Annotated in this window: 13 protein-coding genes and 1 pseudogene; 11 read left to right on the top strand and 3 right to left on the bottom strand. The window is 72.6% G+C overall.

The window, feature by feature from the left end; genetic code table 11:
* Positions 1-13: 13 nt before the first annotated feature.
* Positions 14-1276, bottom strand: coding sequence for a nucleotide sugar dehydrogenase (locus tag OG349_RS13930; protein ID WP_327234926.1), 1263 nt, complete (start codon positions 1274-1276; stop codon positions 14-16).
* 273 nt (positions 1277-1549) lie between these two features.
* Between OG349_RS13930 and OG349_RS13925 the strand changes: the two genes are divergently transcribed.
* From OG349_RS13925 to OG349_RS13890, 8 genes and pseudogenes are all read left to right on the top strand, one after another.
* Positions 1550-3256: a glycerol-3-phosphate dehydrogenase/oxidase gene (locus OG349_RS13925; RefSeq protein WP_327234925.1), complete on the top strand. Its 1707-nt coding sequence runs from the start codon at positions 1550-1552 to the stop codon at positions 3254-3256.
* Between the two features lie 308 nt (positions 3257-3564).
* A complete protein-coding gene (locus tag OG349_RS13920) occupies positions 3565-5571 on the top strand; it encodes a serine/threonine-protein kinase (RefSeq protein WP_327234924.1) in 2007 nt (668 codons plus the stop codon).
* 264 nt (positions 5572-5835) lie between these two features.
* A complete protein-coding gene (locus OG349_RS13915; protein WP_327234923.1) occupies positions 5836-9126 on the top strand; it encodes a protein kinase in 3291 nt (1096 codons plus the stop codon).
* A gap of 210 nt (positions 9127-9336) precedes the next feature.
* Entirely contained in the window at positions 9337-11133 is a 1797-nt protein-coding gene (locus OG349_RS13910) for a serine/threonine-protein kinase (protein ID WP_327234922.1), read from the top strand.
* An 80-nt stretch (positions 11134-11213) separates the two neighbouring features.
* Positions 11214-12893: a serine/threonine-protein kinase gene (locus tag OG349_RS13905; RefSeq protein ID WP_327234921.1), complete on the top strand. Its 1680-nt coding sequence runs from the start codon at positions 11214-11216 to the stop codon at positions 12891-12893.
* A 58-nt stretch (positions 12894-12951) separates the two neighbouring features.
* On the top strand, positions 12952-13569 hold the full coding sequence (locus OG349_RS13900) for a TlpA family protein disulfide reductase (protein ID WP_327234920.1): 618 nt from the start codon (positions 12952-12954) through the stop codon (positions 13567-13569).
* Positions 13570-13691: 122 nt separating this feature from the next.
* Positions 13692-15308 (top strand): succinic semialdehyde dehydrogenase, encoded by a 1617-nt coding sequence (locus OG349_RS13895; protein WP_327234919.1) that lies wholly within the window; start codon positions 13692-13694, stop codon positions 15306-15308.
* Positions 15309-15377: 69 nt separating this feature from the next.
* Positions 15378-17188 (top strand): annotated as a pseudogene (locus OG349_RS13890) (GMC oxidoreductase).
* 496 nt (positions 17189-17684) lie between these two features.
* Here the strand turns inward: OG349_RS13890 and OG349_RS13885 are convergent.
* Positions 17685-17996, bottom strand: coding sequence for a chorismate mutase (locus OG349_RS13885; protein ID WP_327234918.1), 312 nt, complete (start codon positions 17994-17996; stop codon positions 17685-17687).
* A 264-nt stretch (positions 17997-18260) separates the two neighbouring features.
* On the opposite strand from OG349_RS13885, the gene guaA reads away from it, so the two are divergent.
* Together guaA and OG349_RS13875 are read left to right on the top strand one after the other, a co-directional pair.
* A complete protein-coding gene (gene guaA / locus OG349_RS13880; RefSeq protein WP_327234917.1) occupies positions 18261-19844 on the top strand; it encodes a glutamine-hydrolyzing GMP synthase in 1584 nt (527 codons plus the stop codon).
* 90 nt (positions 19845-19934) lie between these two features.
* Complete coding sequence (locus OG349_RS13875; protein ID WP_327234916.1) at positions 19935-20351, top strand: nitroreductase/quinone reductase family protein; 417 nt, start codon at positions 19935-19937, stop codon at positions 20349-20351.
* Positions 20352-20374: 23 nt separating this feature from the next.
* On the opposite strand, the gene OG349_RS13870 is transcribed toward OG349_RS13875, so the two are convergent.
* Positions 20375-20833, bottom strand: a complete 459-nt coding sequence (locus OG349_RS13870; RefSeq protein ID WP_327234915.1) for a cupin domain-containing protein — start codon at positions 20831-20833, stop codon at positions 20375-20377.
* Positions 20834-21022: 189 nt separating this feature from the next.
* On the opposite strand from OG349_RS13870, the gene OG349_RS13865 reads away from it, so the two are divergent.
* The gene (locus OG349_RS13865; RefSeq protein WP_327234914.1) at positions 21023-22288 is read left to right on the top strand and encodes a hypothetical protein; all 1266 of its coding nucleotides are present in this window, start codon (positions 21023-21025) and stop codon (positions 22286-22288) included.
* Positions 22289-22292: the final 4 nt, after the last annotated feature.

Genomic DNA, 22292 nt, shown 5'->3' with positions numbered 1-22292 from the left:
GCCGCCACCCCGCTCACAGCCGGTACGCCGCCCCCGCAGGGCTCGCCCCCCGGGTGTCCAGGAGCAGTTGCGCCTTCACCGCGAGGCCCTGGAGGTCGTACGTGCGGTGGTGCTGGAGCAGGACCGTCAGGTCCGCGTTGGCAGCTGCCTCGTAGAGCGAGTCCGCGCGGGGGACCGGGACGTCGCGGACGCGCCAGTCGGGGACGTACGGGTCGTGGTAGCTGACCGCCGCGCCCAGGTCCATCAGGCGGCAGGCGATCTCGGTGGCCGGTGAGCTCTCCTGGTCGGCCAGGTCCGGCTTGTAGGTGACGCCCAGGAGCAGCACGCGCGCGCCGCGCGCGGACTTGCCGTGTTCGTTCAGGAGGGTGGCCGAGCGCTGGATGACGTACTGCGGCATGCGTGTGTTGATCTCCTGGGCCAGGCCCACCATCCGCAGGGGGTGGCCGGGGGTGCGGCCCGCGTGCGGGAGGTAGCTGGGGTCCATCGGCACGCCGTGGCCGCCGACCCCGGGTCCCGGGCGGAACGCCTGGAAGCCGAAGGGCTTGGTCTCGGCGCAGCGGATGACGTCCCAGAGGTCGACGCCGAGGTCGTGGCAGAGCACGGCCATCTCGTTGACCAGTGCGATGTTGACGTGCCGGAAGTTCGTTTCGAGGAGTTTGACGGTCTCGGCCTCGCGCGGACCGCGCGCCCGGACGACCTTGTCGGTGAGGCGTCCGTAGAAGGCGGCGGCCGATTCCGTGCACGCGGGGGTGAGGCCGCCGATGACCTTGGGTGTGTTGGCGTAGCCGTGGGTGCGGTTGCCCGGGTCGAGGCGGCCGGGGGAGTACGCGAGGTGGAAGTCCCGTCCGGCGCGGAGCCCCGAGCCCTCTTCCAGGACGGAGCGCAGGAAGCCCTCCGTCGTGCCGGGTGCGGCGGGGGACTCCAGCAGCACGGTGGTGTTCGGGCGCAGCCGGGGCGCCAGGGCGCGGGCCGCGTCGCCGATGGCGGTGAGGTCCGGGGTGCGGTCCGCCCCGAGGGGGGTGGGCGCGCAGATGACGGCGGTACGGACCCGGCCCAGCTCGGTCGGGTTGGTGGTCGGCCGGAAGCCCCCCGAGAGCATCCGGCGGATGTCGGAGGCGCTCAGCGAGCCCTCGACCGGGGGGTGGCCCGCCGCGAGCCGCGCGACGGGCGTGGGGTCGGTGTCGTAGCCGATGGTGTCGATCCCGGCGGCTACGGCGGCCTGGGCGAGGGGCAGGCCGAGATGGCCGAGTCCGATGACGGCGAGATCTGCGGGCATGGCGGTGGCCGCCCTTCCCTTAACCGGAGTGGACAGTGAACGCAACCCGTGTGGACAGAACGGGCAGGCGCACTGTCAGACTAGGCGTAAATATGACCGATATGCGGCATTGCGGGGCCCGGGAGTGCCGGGTTTTCCGGGGAGCCGCGCGGGCGTCGGCCGGTGTTGTCCACAGGCGGTGGCTGAAGTCCTGGTCTGCGGACAGAATCGATCTGTGGGCCCGGTACGGCCGGGCGCGCGGTCCGACCACGCGGGGGACGACGGGAGGCAGCGGTGAGAACAGCGACACTGGGACCTGCGGAGCGCGCCCAGGCGCTCGCGACGATGGCCGAACGCGAGCTGGACGTACTGGTGGTGGGCGCCGGGGTGGTCGGAGCGGGGACCGCGCTGGACGCGGCGACCCGCGGTCTGTCGACCGGCCTCGTCGAGGCCCGCGACTGGGCGTCCGGCACCTCCAGCCGGTCGAGCAAACTGATCCACGGCGGCCTGCGCTATCTGGAGATGCTCGACTTCGGCCTCGTACGGGAAGCGCTCAAGGAGCGCGGCCTGCTGCTGGAGAAGCTGGCGCCCCACCTCGTCAAGCCGGTGGCTTTCCTCTACCCGTTGCGGCACAAAGGCTGGGAGCGGCTGTACGCGGGCTCGGGCGTCGCGCTGTACGACGCGATGTCCGTGTCGTCCGGGCACGGCAGGGGCCTGTCGACACACCGTCACCTCTCCCGCCGGCACGCGCTGCGGGTGGCGCCCTGCCTCAAGAAGGAGGCCCTGGTGGGGGCGTTGCAGTATTACGACGCGCAGATGGACGACGCGCGGTACGTGGCGACCCTGGTCCGTACGGCGGCGACGTACGGCGCGCAGGTCGCGTCCCGGGCCCGGGTCGTCGGTTTCCTGCGCGAGGGCGAGCGGGTCGTCGGCGCGCGGGTGCGGGACGAGGAGGCCGGCGGGGAGTACGAGATCCGCGCCAAGCAGGTCGTGAACGCGACCGGGGTGTGGACGGACGACACCCAGGCGCTGATCGCCGAGCGCGGGCAGTTCCACGTCCGCGCCTCCAAGGGCATCCACCTGGTCGTGCCCAAGGACCGCATCCACTCCTCGACGGGCCTGATCCTGCGCACGGAGAAGTCGGTGCTGTTCGTCATCCCGTGGGGCCGCCACTGGATCGTGGGCACCACCGACACCGACTGGGACCTGGACAAGGCCCACCCGGCGGCCTCCAGCGCCGACATCGACTATGTGCTCGAACACGTCAACGCGGTGCTGCGGACCCCGCTCACCAGAGACGACGTCCAGGGTGTGTACGCGGGCCTGCGCCCGCTGCTCGCCGGCGAGTCGGACGCCACGAGCAAGCTCTCGCGCGAGCACACGGTCGCGCACCCGGTGCCGGGCATGGTCGTCGTGGCCGGCGGCAAGTACACGACGTACCGGGTGATGGCGAAGGACGCCGTGGACGAGGCGGTGCACGGCCTCGACCAGCGGGTGGCGGAATGCGTCACGGAGGACGTACCGCTGCTCGGCGCGGAGGGGTACCACGCGCTGTGGAACGCGCGCGCGAGGATCGCCGCGCGCACCGGCCTCCACGTCGTCCGGGTGGAGCACCTCCTGAACCGGTACGGCACGCTCACCGAGGAGCTGCTGGAGCTGATCGCCGACGACCCGGGTCTGGGCGAGCCGCTGACCGGCGCGGAGGACTACCTGCGGGCCGAGGTCGTCTACGCGGCGTCCCACGAGGGCGCGCGCCATCTCGACGACGTCATGACCCGGCGGACGCGGATCTCCATCGAGACCTTCGACCGGGGCACGCTCAGCGCGCGGGAGTGCGCCGAGCTGATGGCGCCGGTCCTCGGCTGGGACAAGGACCGGGTGGAGCGGGAGGTCGAGCACTACGAGAAGCGGGTGGAGGCGGAGAGGGAGTCGCAGCGGCAGCCTGACGACCTGACAGCGGACGCGGCGCGGCTGGGCGCTCCGGACATCCTGCCGATCTAGCCGATCTACCTGATCCTGCCGATCTGGCCGATTCTTTCCGGCCGTTCCGTCCGGCGAGGGGTCCCGGCGGCCTGAGGGCACGTCTGTTCCGTCCTCGAACAAGGCTCTGACCTGCCGGGTGATCAATGAAGCCGGGGGTAGTGGCATGGTGTGGGTCCCTCGCCGTGTCCTCCTCCCGGTGGACGGCGGACCCGGGATCAGTGGTGGTCCCGGAGTGAGGGACAATGAAGGCTCTGCCAGGGCGCGTTACGGCATCGCGTGTGCGGGTGGCAGCCGCGGGCCGGGATCAGGGATCGCAGAGGGGACGCATGTCGGAGGCGGAGCAGTCGCGGGACACGGCGCAGGAGCCCCAGCGGGACGAGACCGACCGGGACGAGCCCGGTGGGGACGCGGAGAAGAGCGCCGACGGGGCCCCCGAGGGGCGCCTGCTCGCGGGCAGGTACCGGCTCGGCGCCGTCCTCGGGCGCGGCGGCATGGGCACGGTCTGGCGCGCGCTTGACGAGATGCTCGGCCGTACGGTCGCGGTGAAGGAGCTGCGCTTCCCCTCCAGCATCGACGACGACGAGAAGCGGCGGCTCATCACCCGCACCCTGCGCGAGGCCAAGGCGATCGCCCGGATCCGCAACAGCGGCGCGGTCACCGTGTTCGACGTCGTGGAAGAGGACGACCGCCCCTGGATCGTCATGGAGCTGGTCGAGGGCAAGTCCCTCGCCGAGGCCGTCCGCGAGGACGGTCTGCTGCCGCCCCGGCGCGCCGCCGAGGTGGGGCTCGCCATCCTCGACGTGCTGCGCTCCGCCCACCGCGAGGGCATCCTGCACCGCGACGTGAAGCCGTCGAACGTGCTGATCGCCGAGGACGGGCGGGTGGTCCTGACCGACTTCGGCATCGCGCAGGTCGAGGGCGACCCCTCGGTCACCTCCACGGGCATGCTTGTCGGCGCCCCCTCGTACATCTCGCCCGAGCGCGCCCGCGGCCACAAGCCGGGGCCCGCCGCCGACCTCTGGTCGCTCGGCGGTCTGCTGTACGCGTCGGTCGAGGGCAGCCCGCCGTACGACAAGGGCTCCGCGATCGCCACGCTCACCGCCGTGATGACCGAGCCGCTGGACCCGCCCAAGCACGCCGGGCCGCTGACGGACGTCATCTACGGCCTGCTCGACAAGGACCCCGAGCGGCGGCTGGACGACAGCGGGGCGCGGGCGCTGCTCCAGGCCATCGTGGACGCCCCCGAGCGGCCGGCGGAGCCCGAGCCGGGCGCCGAGGCCACCCGGGTCGTACCGCTGCCGCCCGTGCCGGGCCGGGACAAGCAGAGCAAGCAGGCCAAGCAGGCAGGCGTCGCGGGAGAAGCGCCGGGCGCGCGCGGAGGGCTGCGTTCCACCGTACGGAGCGCGTCGGCGGGTGTCGGACCCGCTCCCGCGCCCGCCGCCGGACCGCTCGCCCCGTCGCGGCCCGCCCCGCCGCGTGCCTCGCTCACCGACGTGGTGCCCCGGCGCACGCTGATCATCATCGGGATCGTCGCCGTGCTCGCCGTCCTGGGCACGATCCTCGCGGTCTCCCTGGGCGGGGGCCCCGACGGGGGTACGGACCAGGGCAAGGACACCGGCTCCTCCGCCGGGTCCACGGCGGGCGACGCCGGCACCGGCGACGACGGCAAGGACACCGGCCAGGATCAGAGCGCGGAGCCGAACGGCGGGAAGACGGCCGGCACGAAGCCCTCCGGGGACACGGCCGCTTCCGCCGGCTCCTCGGACGACAAGGGCGACAAGGGCGACGGCGGCGACGGCGGGTCCGAGGACAACTCCGGCTCGTCGGACGGCGGCGAGGACAGCAACAAGGGCAAGGGCGGCGGCGGGGAGATACCGGCCGGTTACGTGACGGTCACGGACACCCAGTTCCACTTCACGATGGCGATGCCCAAGGGGTTCAAGAAGCAGTCCATCGCGGGGGAGAACTCCGGCGGGAAGTACAGCCTCGTCCGGGACGGCCTCCCGCGCGTCCAGGTCGACTACACCAGCAGCCCCGGCGCCGACGCCAAGGCCGCCTGGGTCCAGCAGCGGCAGGCGATACGGGGCGGGATCTCGGGCTACCAGGACCTCGGCATCGAGAACGTCTCGTACAACGGCTACCCGACGGTCGCCGACTGGCAGTGGCGCGAGACGGTGAACGGCCAGCGGGTACGGGTCCTCAACCGGGGCTTCAAGGTCGACGGCGGCCACGGGTACGCGATTCTCATCCGGTGCAAGGACAGCGAATGGGACGGCGCCGCGTGCCGGACGCTCCGTGAGACGGCTTTCAAGACCTTCACACCGAAGGACTGACGGGCCGCCAGGCGGGCAATCTCTCTTGGAGCAGCACGTTCGTGGTGTCAAGGCGGCCTGTTCGGCCTGCGGGATCCCAACAGTTCCCGTACGGGTTGCCGCGACCCTGCGGCGCGTTTGCCTGCGGCCACGTATCGTGAGAGGTCGCGAACCGTACGCATCCACAATGAGCCGGTAAACGACCGGAATTGGCGGTTTCGCGGGTCTCCGAGATCGTTCGCGGGTCTCCGGGACCGGGAGACGGCACGTGTGTGGGGAGGCGCTGTGGACGACTACGCGGGACGGGTGCTGGCCGACCGCTATCGCCTTCCCCTGCCACCGTCCGACGAGTACGAACTCGCTGAGACCCGGGCCTTCGACACGTACAGCGGCCAGGAAGTCCTGGTGCGGCAGGTGCCGTTGCCGGAGGTCGTGGAGGCGGAGGTCATCGACGCGGACGGCGGCGCGGCGCCCCGGCGCGCCTCGGGGCGGGAGCCGCGCAGGCCGACCGACCCGGCGGTGCGGCGGGCCATCGAGGCCGCGCAGAGCGCCGCGCAGATCCCCGACCACCCCCGGCTCGACCAGGTCTTCGACGTGTTCGCCGAGTCCGGGTCGCTGTGGATCGTCAGCGAACTGATCGCGGCGCGCCCGCTGGCGGCGCTGCTCGCCGAGAGGCCCCTCAACCCGTACCGGGCGGCGGAGATCGCCGCCGACGTGCTCACGGCGGTACGGGTGCTGCACGGCCACGGCTGGACCCACCGCAACATCACCGCGCGCACGGTGCTCGTCTGCGACGACGGCCGGGTGGTGCTGACCGGGCTCGCGGCGGGCGCGGCGGAAGAGGCGCTCTGCGGGTACGCGCCGGTGCCGACGGCGCCCGGAGTGCCGGGCATGCCGCTCCCGCCGGAGCCCGCCGGGGAACAGCCCGGGGCGCCCTGGGAGGCTGGGCACGACCCGCGGGCCGAGGATCCCTCGGTGCACGAGGTGCACGAGGTGCCCGGTCCCGAGCACGATCACGAGCACGGTCCTCAGGATCCCGAGCTGGCCGATCCCGGGCCCGTGGGTCCCGGGCTGCCGGGCCTCCCGCGCTCGGAGCAGGGACAGTCCGGTTACGGGTACGGCGCGGCCGGCCCCGAACTGCCGGGGCAGACGGCCGGGGTGCCGTACGGCGGGTCGTCCGGGACGTCCGGCGCCATGCCGCGGCCCCAGCACGGAACGCCGGGTATCCCGGCGCCCTACGGAGGCCAGCCGGCGCTTCCCAGTGGCAACGCGTCGGGGGACATCCGCGCGGCGCGCGCCGGCGCGATCGCGGCGTACCGCGCGGGAGCGCGGGCCGCCGCCCGCGTCACGGAGGAGCAGCAGCGCGCGGCCGACACGGGCCCCGTGCCCGTCGCCGTGCCGGGGCAGCCGGGGCAGCCGGGCGGCGACGGCCCCGGCCAGGACTGGTGGGCGCAGCCTCCGCGCGCGGACGAGCGCTACCGTACGGGCGCCGCCGCCGACAGCGACGACTTCGCCGACGATGACGACAACGACGACAACGACGACGACCCGCCCCCGCCGTACCGCGCGGAGCTGGCGGGCACCTGGCGCGACGGCCCGTCCCCCTGGAACGACTCCTCAGGCTCGATCCCGGCGGGCGGCGGCAGCCCGTACGGCCCCCACTCGACGGGCCCCTTCGGCACGGGCGCGGGCGCACCGAGCGGCGGCCGCTCGGGCGGCGGCGCGACCGGCCAGGGCGCGGACCCGGCGTCCGGGGACGGGCGCGACGGATCGTACGGATCCGGTGGGGAAGGACCCCGGCAGCTGCCCGGCGGCAGCCGTCCCGCCCTGCCCGCCGGGGGCAGCGGTACGCCCGGCGTCGCCATGGCGCGCGGCGGTGACACCCCGTACACCGGCCCCGGCAGTGGGAGTTGGCAGCCCAGCGGGGCCCGCGACGCGCTGCGGGCCGACGCCCAGCGGCACTCCCCGCACCTCCCCGCCGTCACCGGCCAGGCCACCGCGGGGCGGTGGGACGATGTCGTGGCGAGCGGTTCCGTACCGGCGTACCGGGGCCCCGCCACCCCCCTCGCCGCCGAGCGGGCCCGGCAGGCGCGGATCGCGATCGTCGGCGCCGTCACCGAGCGGTGGGCCCCCGAGCAGGCCGGGCCCGTACACGAGAACTGGCAACTCGCCCCGCCCATCGGCCCGTCCACCGACCTCTGGGCGCTCGGTGCCCTGCTGTACCGCGCCGTGCAGGGCCACGCCCCGTACCCGGAGGAGAGCGCCGCCGAGCTGGTGCAGCTCGTCGTCGCCGAGCCGCCCGCCTTCGCCGAGGAGTGCGGCCCGCTGCGGCCCGTCGTCGAGTCGCTGCTCCGTCAGGACCCCACGGAGCGGCCGGACTTCGAGGAGCTGCGCGGCTGGCTGCGCTCGCTCGTACGGTCCGCGCCCGAGCCGGAAGCGGGCCTCGACGTCGTACAGGTGCCGTCCGTGGACGCCAAGCTGCCCATCAAACGCCGCCGGGGCGAGCTGGTGCGCAGGCGCCGCGGCGGGCTGACCGGCGGGCGCCACCGGCACAAGAAGGGCAAGGAGCGCGCGGCGAAGGACGGCGGCAGGGCGGCCGTCGCGCCCGAACAGCGTGACGAGTTCCGGCAGGAGCAGCCGGAGAGCCGGTACGAGAGCGACGGCTACCAGAACGAGCGCCGGAGCGAGCGCCGGCACGAGCGCCCCGACGAACGCCAGGGCGGCCGGCTCCAGAACGATCCGTACCGCAACGAACGCCCGGAGTTCGTCCGCCAGCAGTTCGACCGCGAGGAGTACGAGACCGAGGAGCTGTACGACAGGTCGTCGCGCTCCTCGCGCGGACCCCGGAACCGCACGCCCCGATCCCTCGGCCGCACCCTGCTCCTCCTGATACTGCTCCTGCTCGTCGGCGCCATCGCCTTCGCCGTGATGTTCATGCCCAAGGCCGACCCGCAGGAGGGACAGCGGGGACAGAGCGTCGGCGAGGCGAGCACCACCCCTTCCGCCGGGGAGCCCTCGACGGACCCGCAGCCGTCCGACAAGGACAACTCCGGTACGGAGAAGGCTGATCCGCCCCCGAAGAAGACGACGGCGCCCCCCGCCTCCGGCCCCGCCGTCGACCTCGCCAAGGGCTACACCCTGCGCAAGGACCCCGAGGGCTTCCAGATCGCCGTCGGGCAGAACTGGCAGCGCCGCCCCATCAACGACAGCGGGCAAGTCCGTTACGTCGGCGGCGACTTCACGCTGATCGTCGTCCCCGGCCGGGACTCCGTGGCGGAGAACGGCGCCGACCCGATGGTCTACCAGCGCGAGAAGGAACAGGAACTCCAGCCGTTCCGTGACTCCTCCTGGTCCAGCGCCTCCGGGCTGCGGCGGATCGACGTCGGCCGGCAGGCCATGGCGGAGGGGCAGTTCACCTGGACGGACAACAACGGCCGTGAGGTGTACGTACGCAACCTCGCGGTGGTCATAGAGGGCCGCTACCACGTCATCCAGGTCATCGGCCCGGACAGCCAGCGGGACCGGGTCAGCGAGATGTACCAGCAGGCCACGTCCGCGTACCAGGTGACCGACTGAGCCCCGCGGGTGCCGTGAAGAGGCGGCCGGACCGGCCGGCACGGCACCCCTCAGGGCCTCCATACCCGCCGACACGGCGCCCCTCAGGGCCTGTTGTCCACACCCGGCCCCCGGGCCCCGGGCGTCACAGTGTCGTCTCCGTCGGCCACCCGAGGTTCCGCGCGCCCACCTCTCCTCCGTAACCTGTGGGCACGGAACAGGGCGGGGGACGTGGAACACTCACAGGGAACGGGCGCGGAGACCGGCGCCGGACTGATGCTCGCCGGGCGGTACCGACTGGGCGAGTGCATCGGCAGCGGCGGCATGGGCAAGGTGTGGCGCGCGCACGACGAGGTGCTGCACCGCACGGTCGCGGTCAAGGAACTGACCGCCGGACGTTACGTCAACGAGGCCGACCGGGCCGTACTGCACCAGCGCACCCAGAAGGAGGCCCGCGCCGCCGCCCGGATCACCCACCCCGGCGTGGTGACCGTGCACGACGTCCTCGACCACGACGGCCGGCCCTGGATCGTCATGCAGTACGTGGACGGCCCCTCGCTCGCCGACGCCGCCAAGGACGCCGGCCGCATCGACTGGCGGGAGGCGGCAAGGATCGGCCTCCAGGTGCTGAGCGCGCTGCGCGCCGCGCACGGCGCGGGAGTGCTGCACCGCGACGTGAAGCCCGGCAACGTGCTGCTCGCGCGGGACGGCCGGGTCCTGCTCACCGACTTCGGCATCGCGGCGATCGAGGGCGACGCCACGATCACGAGGACCGGTGAACTGGTCGGTTCCATCGACTACTTGGCGCCCGAGCGGGTCCGGGGCGCCGACCCGGGACCGGCGTCCGACCTGTGGTCGCTGGGGGTGACGCTCTACACCGCCGTGCAGGGCGTCTCACCCTTCCGCCGCACGTCACCGCTGTCGACCATGCAGGCCGTGGTCACGGAGGAGCCGCCGCGCGCCGACCGGGCCGGGGAGCTGGAGCCGGTGATCGCGGCGCTGCTCGCCAAGGATCCGGCGGTACGGCCGGGCGCGGCCGAGACCGAGATGATGCTGCGGGAGGTGGCGGCGGGGCGGACGTCCGCGGGGGAGCAGGTGTACGTACCGACGCGGACGACGGCCCAAGTGCCGCGCCCCGCACCGGAATCGGGCGGTCCTGCGCCTGCCGCCGTACCGGCCGGTCCGACCGGACCCACCGCGTACTCCTTCGGGCCGCCGCTCCCCGCCGAGGCCACCCCGCCGACGCGATCCGGGACGCCTCCCGGGCCGCCCACCCCGCACACCCCCTACAACCCGCCCGCCCCCGCCCGGCGGCCGGGCCGGCACCGTACCGTGGTCATCGCGATCGTGGCCGCCGTCGTCCTCGGCATCGGCGGCGGTTTCGCGGCGCTCAAGTTCGGTGGTGGCACGGACGGTTCGGCGGATCCGGGGACCAGCGCCTCCGGCGGTTCCGGCGGGACCGGCGATTCCGGAGGCACCACACCCGGCCGGCCCCTCAACGGCGAGGAGACGGACGGGAATCCGCAGGAGACGGGGGACCCGCGGAAGCCGCAGAAGGACCCGACCGTCCCGGCCGGCTGGCACCGCGTCGAGGAGCCCGAGGGGTTCAGCCTCAACGTCCCCGACGGCTGGGAACGCCGGATGGACGGCGACCAGATCGACTACACGCCCGACGACGGCGACCACTTCATCCGGATCAGCATCGACACCCCGCAGTTCCGGGACCCGTACGCGCATCTGCTGGACCTGGAGGACCAGTTCAAGAAGCGCGCCACGTACGAGAAGGTCAGGCTGGAGCCGAACACGTTCCGGGACCAGACGCTGTCCGCCGTCTGGGAGTTCACGTGGAACGAGGAGCAGGGGCATCCCGGTCCCCGGCACGCCATCGACCAGATGTACTACTCGGACAGCGGCGAGACCGAATACGCGATCTACATGTCGGGTCCCGAGGAGGACTGGGACACCACCCGACGCCAGTTCGACGCGGTGCTGCGCAGCTGGGAACCCCCGGCCGAGGTCGTCCCGTGACCGCCCCCTGACTGTCACGGCTCTGCATCCGCTCCGTCGTTACGATGGCAACGGCCCGCGCCGTTCGCCAGGATGGGCGCATGGGCAACGACGGGGGACGGGCGAACGAGCCCACCAGTTACGGACTCCAGCCGCCGGACGCGCGGGGCGCGGCGAACGCGGCACGGGTCGATCAGGCGCACCGCGTACCGCCGCGGGTGGAAGGGGTGCCGACCCCCGTGCGAGCAGGGGGATCCGGGGGTGATCCGGCCGTGGGCCGGGTGCTCGGCGGCCGGTACCGGCTCGTCTCCCGCCTCGGACACGGCGGCATGGGTACGGTCTGGCTCGCGCACGACGAGGTCGTGGACCGCGATGTGGCCGTCAAGGAGCCCCGCGTTCCTGACCACTTGGGGGAGCGTACGCGCGACCTCGTGTATCTGCGGATGCAACGGGAGGCGCGGTCCGCCGCCCGGATCGACCATCCCTCCGTCGTCACGATGCACGACGTGGTGATCGAGGACGCCAAGCCGTGGATCGTGATGGAGCTGGTGCGCGGCCACTCCCTCGGCGACCGGTTGCAGGAGGGCACCCTCGACCCGCGTGAGGCGGCCAGGATCGGGCTCGCCGTCCTCGACGCGCTGACCGCCGCCCACGAACAGGGCGTCCTGCACCGCGACGTCAAGCCCGACAACATCCTGCTGGGGCGCGGGGACCGGGTGGTGCTCAGCGACTTCGGCATCGCGCAGGTCGAGGGCGAACAGGGCCTGACGGAGACGGGATCCTTTGTCGGTTCGCCCGAATTCATAGCTCCTGAGCGGGTGTTGGGGCAGCGTCCGGGCCCGGAGTCGGACCTGTGGTCGCTGGGGGTCGTGCTGTACGCGGCCGTCGAGGGCTTGTCCCCGTACCGCCGCTCCAACACACCGGCCACCCTCCAGGCCGTGCTCTCCGCCGAACCGCAGACACCCGCGCGCGCCTCGGGACCACTGGGCACGCTGGTGATGCGGCTGCTGCGCAAGGACCCGGCGTCGCGCCCGGACCCCGCCGAGATCCGGCAGATCCTCACCGAGGTGTCCCGGCCGCCGGTGGCCGCCGCCCCGCCCCGGGTCCTCGACGGCCCGGCGCCCCCCGCCGTGACGGGTCTCGCGGCCTGGGTGCCGCCCGTCCTGCACCGCAACCGCCCCGCGCGGTACGGCCTCGGCGCCGCCACCGTCGCCGGAGCCGCCGCGCTCGCCCTGCTTCTCACCGACCCCTTCGGCGGCGGCGAGCTGCCGGCGGGGTGGGGGGTCCGCGCGGAGAACGAGATCCTGCGCGCGAAGATCGCCGTACCCGAGGAGTACCAACGTGCGGAGGACGGCGCCGGCAGCGCGCTCACCAACGTGACGTACTACGACCCCAGCAACGTCTTCCAGGTCTTCGCGGAACGCGTGCGCCCCGACGCGGACAACGAGGCCCTGAAACCGGATGCCGCCGCTTGGAAGGCGTACTACACGGCCGGCGGCGACAGCGGCAGGGAGATCAAGGACGCGGACGTCACCACCAAGAACGCCGAACACCAGGGCAGGAAGGGCTTCGAGACGGTCGTCGACTACACCGAGTACAGCGCGTCGGGCGACGACCCGTACCGCTACCGCTGGCACGAACTGGTCCTGCCCGGCAAGGACGGCTTCTACCTGCGGCTGCGGGTGTCGATGCCGGCGGAGGGCGCGGCGGTGAAGGACGGCGAGGAGCTGTACGCGCGTGTCCTGGACCACTTCGACCTCCAGGGGAAGAAGTCCGCCTGAGGACGCGGAAGTTGCCTGAGGACAGGGGGGGCACCGCGCGCCATGGGAAAATTTTCACATGAGCATCAGCCGCCCTTCCCCCGCCTCCCGCACCTCCCGTATCGCCGTGCTGACCACCCTGGTCGCCGTTGCCGCCGCCCTGTCCCTGTCGGCCTGTGAGGCCGGCGGCCCCGGCGGTGGCACCGGGACGAACGGCGCGGTCGGCGCCGACGGCATCTCGACGGTCCCGAAGGGGAAGCGGGTCCTCCCCGACGAGCTCAAGGGCGAGACACTCGACCGGAAACACCTCGACGTCGCCGACAGCAGGGGCCAGGTTGTGGTGATCAACGTCTGGGGCTCCTGGTGCCCGCCCTGCATCACCGAGGCGCCCCATTTTGTGGAGGTCGCGAAGGAGACCGAGGGCAAGGGCGTCGCATTTATCGGGATCGACACCCGCGACTCCAGCCGGATTCCCGCCCTCGCCTTCCAGAAGGACCTCGGCCTCCCGTACCCGAGCCTGTACGACCCGACGGGCAAGCTGATACTGAACGGCTTCCCCAAGGGCACCCTCAACCCTCAGACACTGCCCTCCACCATCTTCCTCGACCGCGACGGAAAGATCGCGGCACGCGCACTGCGGGGGATCAGCGCCGACACCCTGCGCAAGGTGATCGAGCCGCTGCTCGCGGAGAAGTGATCCTGAGGAGTCATCCGGGAGAAGCGGCCCCGTGGGGGGCCTGTACGGGCCCTGTCCGGCGTGGCGGAAATTGGTTACCGTCGGGTATCCAAAGCGCGCGGGCGCGGCATACGCTCGGTTTCATGACCGACTCGCAGGCCACCGCCGCCGCTCTCGGGACCAACCCCGTCGCCCCCGCCCCGGCCGGTGCGCGTACCGCCGCCGATGTGGTGACGCCCGAGGTGATCGCCCAGTTGACGCACGGTGTGGTCGGGTCCGGGTGGACCGCGGGGCACACTCCGTTCACCGGGGAGAAGCTGGCCGACCTGCCCGCGTCCACGCCCGAGGACGTCGCGACCGCCTTCGCGCGTGCCCGGGAAGCGCAGCCGCTCTGGGCCGCGCTTCCCGTGCGGCGGCGGGCCGCCGTGCTGCTCCGGTTCCACGACCTGGTGCTGGAGCGGCAGGCCGAGGTGCTCGACCTCATCCAGCTGGAGACCGGAAAGGCGCGGCTGCACGCGCACGAGGAAGTTCAGGGGCTGGCCGTGGAGGCCCGGCACTACGGGCGCAACGCCGTGTCCTATCTGCGGCCCCGGCGCCACACCGGGGTCGTACCGGCCCTGACGAAGGTCACCGAACTGCGCCAGCCTCGGGGGGTCGTGGGGCAGATCGCGCCCTGGAATTATCCGCTGGAGCTGTCGGCCGGGGACGCGCTGCCCGCGTTCGCCGCCGGGAACGCCGTGGTGATGAAGCCCGACACCGAGACCGCGCTCACCGCCCTGTGGGCCCGTGACCTGTTGATCGAGGCCGGGCTGCCGGCCGGTGTTTTCCAGGTTGTTCTGGGCGAGGGCCCGGTTGTCGGACCCGAGATCGTCAAGCACGCCGACTACGTCTCGTTCACCGGCTCGACCCGTACCGGCCGCGAGGTCGCCAGGGGCGCCGCCGACCGGCTCATCGGCGCCTCGCTGGAGCTGGGCGGCAAGAACGCCATGCTGGTCCTGCGGGACGCCGACGTCGAGAAGGCCGCGGCGGGCGCGATCCGGGCCTGCTTCTCCTCCGCCGGCCAACTCTGCATCTCCATCGAGCGGTTGTACGTGCACGAGTCGATCGCCGACGCCTTCCTGGAGCGGTTCGCCGCCCGGACGAAGGCCATGCGGCTCGGCAACTCCCTCGCGTACGGCGCCGACATGGGCTCGCTCGCCGGGGAGAGCCAGCTCCACACGGTCACCCGGCATGTCGAGGAGGCCGTCGCCAAGGGCGCCAGGCTCGTCGCGGGCGGGGTGGCCAGGCCCGACGTCGGACCGTACTTCTACGAGCCCACCATCCTCGACGGCGTCGAGGCGCCCATGACGGTGTGCGCGGAGGAGACGTTCGGACCGGTGGTCTCCGTCTACCGCTTCGGCGACGAGGACGAGGTGATCGGACTCGCCAACTCCACGGCGTACGGCCTCAACGCGAGCGTCTGGACGAAGGACGCCCGCCGGGGGCACGAGGTCGCGGCGCGGCTGCGGACGGGCACGGTCAACATCAACGAGGGCTACGCGTCGGCGTACGGGAGCGTCCGGGCGCCCATGGGCGGCATGAAGGACTCGGGGCTCGGCCGGCGGCACGGCTCGGAGGGCATCCTCAAGTTCACCGAGGCGCAGACGGTCGCGCAGCAGCGACTCCTGTCGCTGGGACCGTCGTTCGGGATGGACGACGAGAAGTACGCGGCGCTCATGACCCGGAGCCTGCGGCTGATGAAGGCGTTCCGCCTGCGTTGAGAGGACCATGCCGTGGAGGACGATTCCGTGGATGACGATGCGGTGGATGACCATGCGGTGGATGACGACGTGGTGGACGACGGTGCGGGCGGCAGCGTGGACAGCGGCTTCGACTACGACGTCATCGTCGTCGGGTCCGGCTTCGGCGGGGCCGTCTCCGCCCTGCGGCTCACGGAGAAGGGCTACCGCGTCGGCGTCCTGGAAGCCGGCCGCCGCTTCACCCGCGCCACCCTCCCGAAGAACTCCTGGGACGTCAGGAACTACCTCTGGGCCCCCGCCCTCGGCCTCTACGGCATCCAGCGCGTCCACCTCCTCGGCCATGTGATGGTCCTGGCAGGCGCGGGCGTCGGCGGCGGCTCGCTCAACTACGCCAACACCCTGTACGTGCCACCCGCCGCGTTCTTCGAGGACCCTCAGTGGGCCTCGATCACCGACTGGGAGGGCGAGTTGAGGCCGTACTACGACCAGGCGCGCCGCATGCTCGGCGTCCGGCTCAACCCGACCGTGACCCCCTCCGACGTCCACCTGAAGGCGGCGGCGGAGGCGATGGGGGTCGGCGACACCTTCCATCTCGCCCCGGTCGGCGTCTACTTCGGGGACGGCGAGGACGCGGACGGTACGGTCACGGCGCGTCCCGGAGCCACCGTCGAGGACCCGTACTTCGGCGGCGCGGGCCCCTCCCGCCGGGCCTGTGTCGAGTGCGGCGAGTGCATGACGGGCTGTCGGCACGGCGCGAAGAACACCCTCAACGAGAACTACCTCTACCTGGCCGAGCGGGCCGGGGCCGTCATCCACCCCATGACGTCGGTCGTCGCCGTCACGGAGGACGGGACGGGCGGCCACCGGGTCACCACCGTCCCGACCGGCGCCCGGGGCAGGCGGGGGCGGCGGGCGCGTACCGTCCTGCGCGCCCGGCAGGTCGTGATCGCGGCGGGCACGTACGGCACGCAGACCCTGCTCCACACGATGCGGGACGAAGGACTGCTGCCCCGGATCCCGGCGCGGCTCGGCGAGCTGACCCGTACCAACTCCGAGGCCCTCGTGGCGCGCAGACCGACAACCGGCGCTACCGCGCGCGGCACGGCGCGCCCCGAGCCGACTTCACCCGGGGGGTCGCCATCACCTCCTCGGTCCACCCGAACGCCGACACCCATGTGGAGCCGGTCCGTTACGGCCGGGGCTCCAACGCGATGGGGGTGCTGTCCATACTCCAAGTCCCGTACAGCGAGCGGCGGGTGCGCGCGTGGCTCGGCAACGCGGCCACGCACCCGGTCCAGTTGATCCGTTCGCTCTCCAACCGCCGCTGGTCGGAGCGGACGATCATCGGGCTGGTCATGCAGTCGCTGGACAACTCCCTGACGACGTATCGCAGACCGGGCGGGACGGTCGGGAAGGGGCTGCTGACGGCCCGTCAGGGACACGGCGCGCCCAACCCGAAGCAGATACCGGAGGCGGCGCGGGCCGCCGGCCTCCTCGCCGAGGAGATCAACGGCTTCGCGGGCAGCAACGTCGGGGAGCTGATGGGCACCCCGCTCACCGCGCACTTCCTGGGCGGCTGCGCGATCGGCGCCTCGCCGGACGCGGGGGTCATCGACCCGTACCACCGGCTGTACGGACACCCGGGCATCTCGGTGGTCGACGGCTCGGCGGTCTCGGCGAACCTGGGCGTCAACCCGTCGCTGACGATCACCGCCCAGGCGGAGCGGGCGATGTCGCTCTGGCCCAACAAGGGCGAGCCCGACCCGCGTCCGGAGCAGGGCGCGGCGTACGTCCGGCTGGCGGCGGTCGCGCCCCGGTCACCGGCGGTCCCGGCGGAGGCGTTCGGCGCGCTGAGGCTGCCGTTCCTGGAGATGCCGAAGGTGCCGCCGAAGAAGGCCTGAGGCAGGCGTGGGCACGCGCAAAAGGCGCTGCACCCCCCTCCGAGTGCAGCGCCTCTTTTGTCAACGCATGCATGACCTGTGACACGACGGAATGGTTGTCGTCACGTTCACAGAAATTTTTAGTGTCGTACGTCACATCGCTGTGCCCCGGCGAGGACCCGGCCCGGAGGAGGGGCGGGGGCGAGGGGTGCGGAACGTACAGGACACACATCCGGGAGGCCGGCCGGCGCCGGGCGTCCCCGGGCCGGCCGGTCTTCGGTGACCGGGCTGCTGTCCCCTGCGTACCGGTCACGTGCGCCGGGGCGCGGTCCCACGACGTGCCGCACGGCACGCCACACGCCCCAGCAGAGCCACGCGTGGAGTCAACTCTTTCCTGCTCGGCCCGCCCCTGGGTGGCGCGGACGCACGGTCCAACGAAGTCCCGTACGGCCCGGTCACGCGCCGTACGGGTGAGGATGTGCCCGAACGCGTATACGACGGGCGGACACGACCACCTTCAGACACGGCCCCGGCTCAGTTCCAGCAACGTCATCGCCAGCGCCGTACCCGGCCTGCCCAGCGCGGCCCTGTAGCGGCCGAGGATCTCGTTCTCGCGGGACAGGTGGATCCGCCGGCCGCCCGAGGTCGTCCGGGCCCGCTGGACGGCGGCGGAGACCGCCATCCGTTCCTGGACCAGGCCGATGATCCGGTCGTCCAGCGCGTCGACGTGCTCCCGCGCGCCGCCGATGAGATCCGCCGCCCCGGGGGTCCTTGCGCCGGTGGTGTCCGCGCTCTCGGGGGAGGGAGTGGTGGGGTTCGTGAGCGTCATGAGGTCCTCGTTCGGGTCCTGCCCCGCCCGCACGGCCCCGAACGCACAGACGCCCCGGAGCCTGCCGGCCCGGGGCGCCTGGGAAGTCGCTTGTCAGTTCAAGCAGCACGACCATGGCAGCCGGACGGGCCGGTGCCATAGGTAAACATGAAGATCGACTGCTTGCGCATACGCGCATTCTAACGGGGTCCCGGGGCCCCGTTAGAATCGAGGGGAAATCGAGGGGAACCAGACCCCGCGCTCGTCACCGCCGGAAGGCCGCCCGTGCCCGCAGCACCCCCCGCCGCCCCCGACGTCGTTCTCGTCGTCGACTTCGGCGCGCAGTACGCCCAGCTCATCGCCCGCCGTGTCCGCGAGGCCCGGGTGTACAGCGAGATCGTCCCGTCCACCATGCCGGTGGCCGAGATGCTGGCCAAGAGGCCGAAGGCGATCATCCTCTCCGGCGGCCCGTCCTCCGTGTACGCGGAGGGGGCGCCGCGCCTGGACCGCGAGATCTTCGACGCGGGCGTGCCCGTCTTCGGCATGTGCTACGGCTTCCAGCTGATGGCGACGGCCCTCGGCGGGACCGTCGACAACACGGGGGCGCGTGAGTACGGCCGTACCCCCCTGCACGTCTCCCAGACCGGGTCCACGCTCTTCGAGGGCACCCCCGCCGAGCAGCCGGTCTGGATGTCGCACGGCGACGCCTGTTCCGCCGCCCCCGAGGGCTTCACCGTCACCGCGTCCACGGACGTCGTGCCGGTCGCCGCCTTCGAGAACGACGAGAAGAAGCTCTACGGCGTCCAGCACCACCCCGAGGTCATGCACTCGACGTACGGCCAGCAGGTCCTGGAGCACTTCCTCTACCGGGGCGCCGGCATCGAGCCGACCTGGACCACCACCAACGTCGTGGACGAGCAGGTCGCCCTCATCCGCGAGCGGGTCGGCACCAAGCGCGCCATCTGCGGGCTGTCCGGCGGCGTGGACTCCGCCGTCGCCGCCGCCCTCGTACAGAAGGCGATCGGTTCCCAGCTGACCTGCGTGTACGTCGACCACGGCCTGATGCGCCAGGGCGAGACGGAGCAGGTCGAGAAGGACTTCGTCGCCGCGACCGGCGTCCAGCTCAAGGTGGTCGACGCCCAGGAGCGCTTCCTGGGCGCGCTCGCCGGGGTCTCGGACCCCGAGCAGAAGCGGAAGATCATCGGCCGCGAGTTCATCCGGGTCTTCGAGCAGGCGCAGGCGGAGATCGTCGCGGAGGCGGGCGCCGAGGGCGAGGACGTCGCGTTCCTGGTCCAGGGCACGCTCTACCCGGACGTCGTGGAGTCCGGCGGCGGCAGCGGCACCGCCAACATCAAGTCGCACCACAATGTCGGCGGGCTGCCCGACGACATCGAGTTCCAGCTGATCGAGCCGCTGCGCAAGCTGTTCAAGGACGAGGTACGGATGGTCGGCCAGGAGCTGGGCCTGCCGGACGAGATCGTCCAGCGCCAGCCGTTCCCCGGCCCCGGGCTCGGCATCCGGATCGTCGGCGAGGTCACCAGGGAGCGGCTCGACCTGCTGCGCGCGGCGGACGCCATCGCGCGCGAGGAGCTGACCCTGGCCGGACTCGACCGGGAGATCTGGCAGTGCCCGGTGGTCCTGCTCGCGGACGTGCGCTCGGTGGGCGTGCAGGGGGACGGCCGGACGTACGGACACCCGATCGTGCTGCGGCCCGTCTCGTCCGAGGACGCGATGACCGCCGACTGGACGCGGATGCCGTACGACGTGCTGGCGAAGATCTCCACCCGCATCACCAACGAGGTCGCCGACGTCAACCGCGTGGTCCTCGACGTGACGAGCAAGCCGCCGGGCACCATCGAGTGGGAGTGAGCGGGGAGTGACGGGGCGGGAGCGGTGCCGCCCGGCCCCGCTCCCGTACGGTCCGCTTGCGCCCCTTCGTCCCGGTGGGACGATGAGGACATGAGTGATCCCAACGCACCGGTCATCGACGAGTTCCGCGCGCACCACGGAGTGCTGGGCGGTCACTTCGAGGGCAAGCACCTGCTCCTGCTGCACACGGTCGGCAGGAGGAGCGGCACCGAGCGGGTGACGCCCGTGGTGTACGCCACCCACCACGGCAGCATTCTGATCTGCGGCACCCAGGGCGGCGCGCCGGACGACCCGCAGTGGGTGGCCAACGTCGCCGCCGTAGACGAGGTGACGATCGAGATCGGCGAGCGGACGCTCCGGGCGAAGCGCACGGTCGTACGGCCCTCCGATCCGGACTGGCCCGAGCTGTTCGGCGTATGGGCGGACTACTGGCCGGACGCGCACGAGTACCAGAAGAAGACCTCGCGCAAGTTCCCGATCGTGTCCCTGGATCCCATCCACGACTGATCAGCCTGCGGGCAGCGGCGCGATCAGCCCTCGGACGGCGGCAGGTCCGCCGGGTCCATCGTGAAGTCGGCGAAGTCGAAGCCCGGCGCGACCACACACGTGACCAGCACGGGCTCGTCCCCGGCCGGCTCGGCCGACTGCCACGCCCCGGCCGGCACCAGCAGCTGAGGCCGCTCGCCCTTCTCCACGTCCGGCCCGAGCAGGTGCTCCTCGGCGCCCGACGGATCGTCCTGCGTACCGCCGATGTAGAGCCGCAGCGGCCCGCCCCGGTGCCACAGCCAGACCTCGTCCGAGCGCACCCGGTGGCGGCGCGACCGCTCGCCGGGGTGCAGCAGGAAGTAGATGCCGGTGGCGTGGGCGCGCGGTCCCGGATAGCCGTCGGGGGTGGCCGACCCGGTGGTCCGCCAGGTCTCTTTGAACCAGCCGCCCTCCACGTGCTTCTCCAGACCGAGCAGGGCGACCAGCGGTGAGTTGTCAGTCATGACGCCCATTGTGTCCCGCCGCCCCCGGCCGCACCGTGAACAACGTGACCGTCTCGTCACCCGCACCAACCGGCCCGAGGGCCCATCCTCACCCCTTTGTGCGGGACAATTCCCAGGCGTGGCAGGGAAGTTCACCGCATGGGAATTCACTGCACGGAAGTTCACTCCCGGGGAAGGGCGGCGTTCGGCGTGGCGGTGCAAGAGGCGAGACGGGGCGCGCACGGCGGAGGCTGTACGTGTGGTGATTGCCCGCACGGAGCACGCGAGGGCCACCGGCGGGCCGTGGCCGCGTTCCTGGCGAAGCGCGACGAACTGGCCGCCGGGCAGGGGCTGCCCGCCGCCGTCGCGCACTCCGCCGGCGCCTCCAGGCAGTGGGTCTCCGACGAACTCACCCAGTCCGCCCGTGCGGTGGCCGACCGCAGCCGCGAGGCGGGCGACGCCTGGCTGCACTCGGTCTGGCTGCGCACGCTCCAGGTCGTCTGGGGCGCCGTGGTGGTCCTCGCCCTGGCACAGACCGCGACCGCGATAGGCGCCGGCTGGACCGGTGCCCGTACGGCCGGGCTGCTCGCGGCCCTCGTGGCCGCCGGGCTCCTGACCGCCGCCGCCCGCCTGCACCGCGCCCGGGGCGGCCTGCTCGCGCCGCTGATCGGCGAGGACAACCGGCTCTCCACGTCCCGTACGGTCGCCTCCGCCTGGGTGCTGTTCGTCGTCTTCGCCGTCCTCGTCCTCGCGCTCCAACTCGCGGGCGCGTCCGGGACGTCCCGGCGCGACGACCTGATCGCCGGACTCGACCTGGCCCGGGGCGCGGGCCTGGTGACCGTGCTGGCCGTCGTCTGCGCCGTCGCCGTCCTCGTACGGCACGTCGTGTCGTCGCGGGTCCTCGGCCGGCGGCTCCAGAAGGTACGGGCCGAACGGCCGCGCCTGGCCGACCTGCTCTGTGACGACGCGGGGCGCGCCAGCTTCACCGACCTCCAGTACGCGCTGCTCAACGCGGTCGCCGTGGTCTTCTCCGCCGTCCTGCTGGCCCGGCGGCCGGGCCAACTCCCCGACCTGCCCTGGGCGCTCGCCCTGCTCGCCGCCGTCTCCGCCGCCACCTACTTCGCGGGCAAGTACGCGGAGGGCGGCCGGCCCGTCATCCTGTCGGTCGTCCGGGCCCGCGAGGCCGGAGACCTGGACGCCCCCATCCGTACCGGGGACGACATCGAGATCCGGGGCGCCGGATTCGTACCGCCGGGCGCGGGCACCCCGGACCGGCTGGCCGGGATGGTCGTCAGGATCGGCGCGGTCCACGTACACGTGCCGCTCGTCCCCGTGCCGGGCGGGTTCGCCAACCCGTCGGACACGACGCTGACCGTGCCTGTTCCGGTGGAGGTGGAGCCCGGTACGGTCGACGTGCAGGTCGTGACAGCGGCCGGGGTGGAGACCAACCGGGTGAGCGTCGAGGTCATGGACTGAGCGG

Source organism: Streptomyces sp. NBC_01317, assembly GCF_035961655.1.
Classification (GTDB): domain Bacteria; phylum Actinomycetota; class Actinomycetes; order Streptomycetales; family Streptomycetaceae; genus Streptomyces.
Note: the sequence above shows the minus strand (reverse complement) of the source record. Positions and strands in the feature narration are given on the sequence as shown.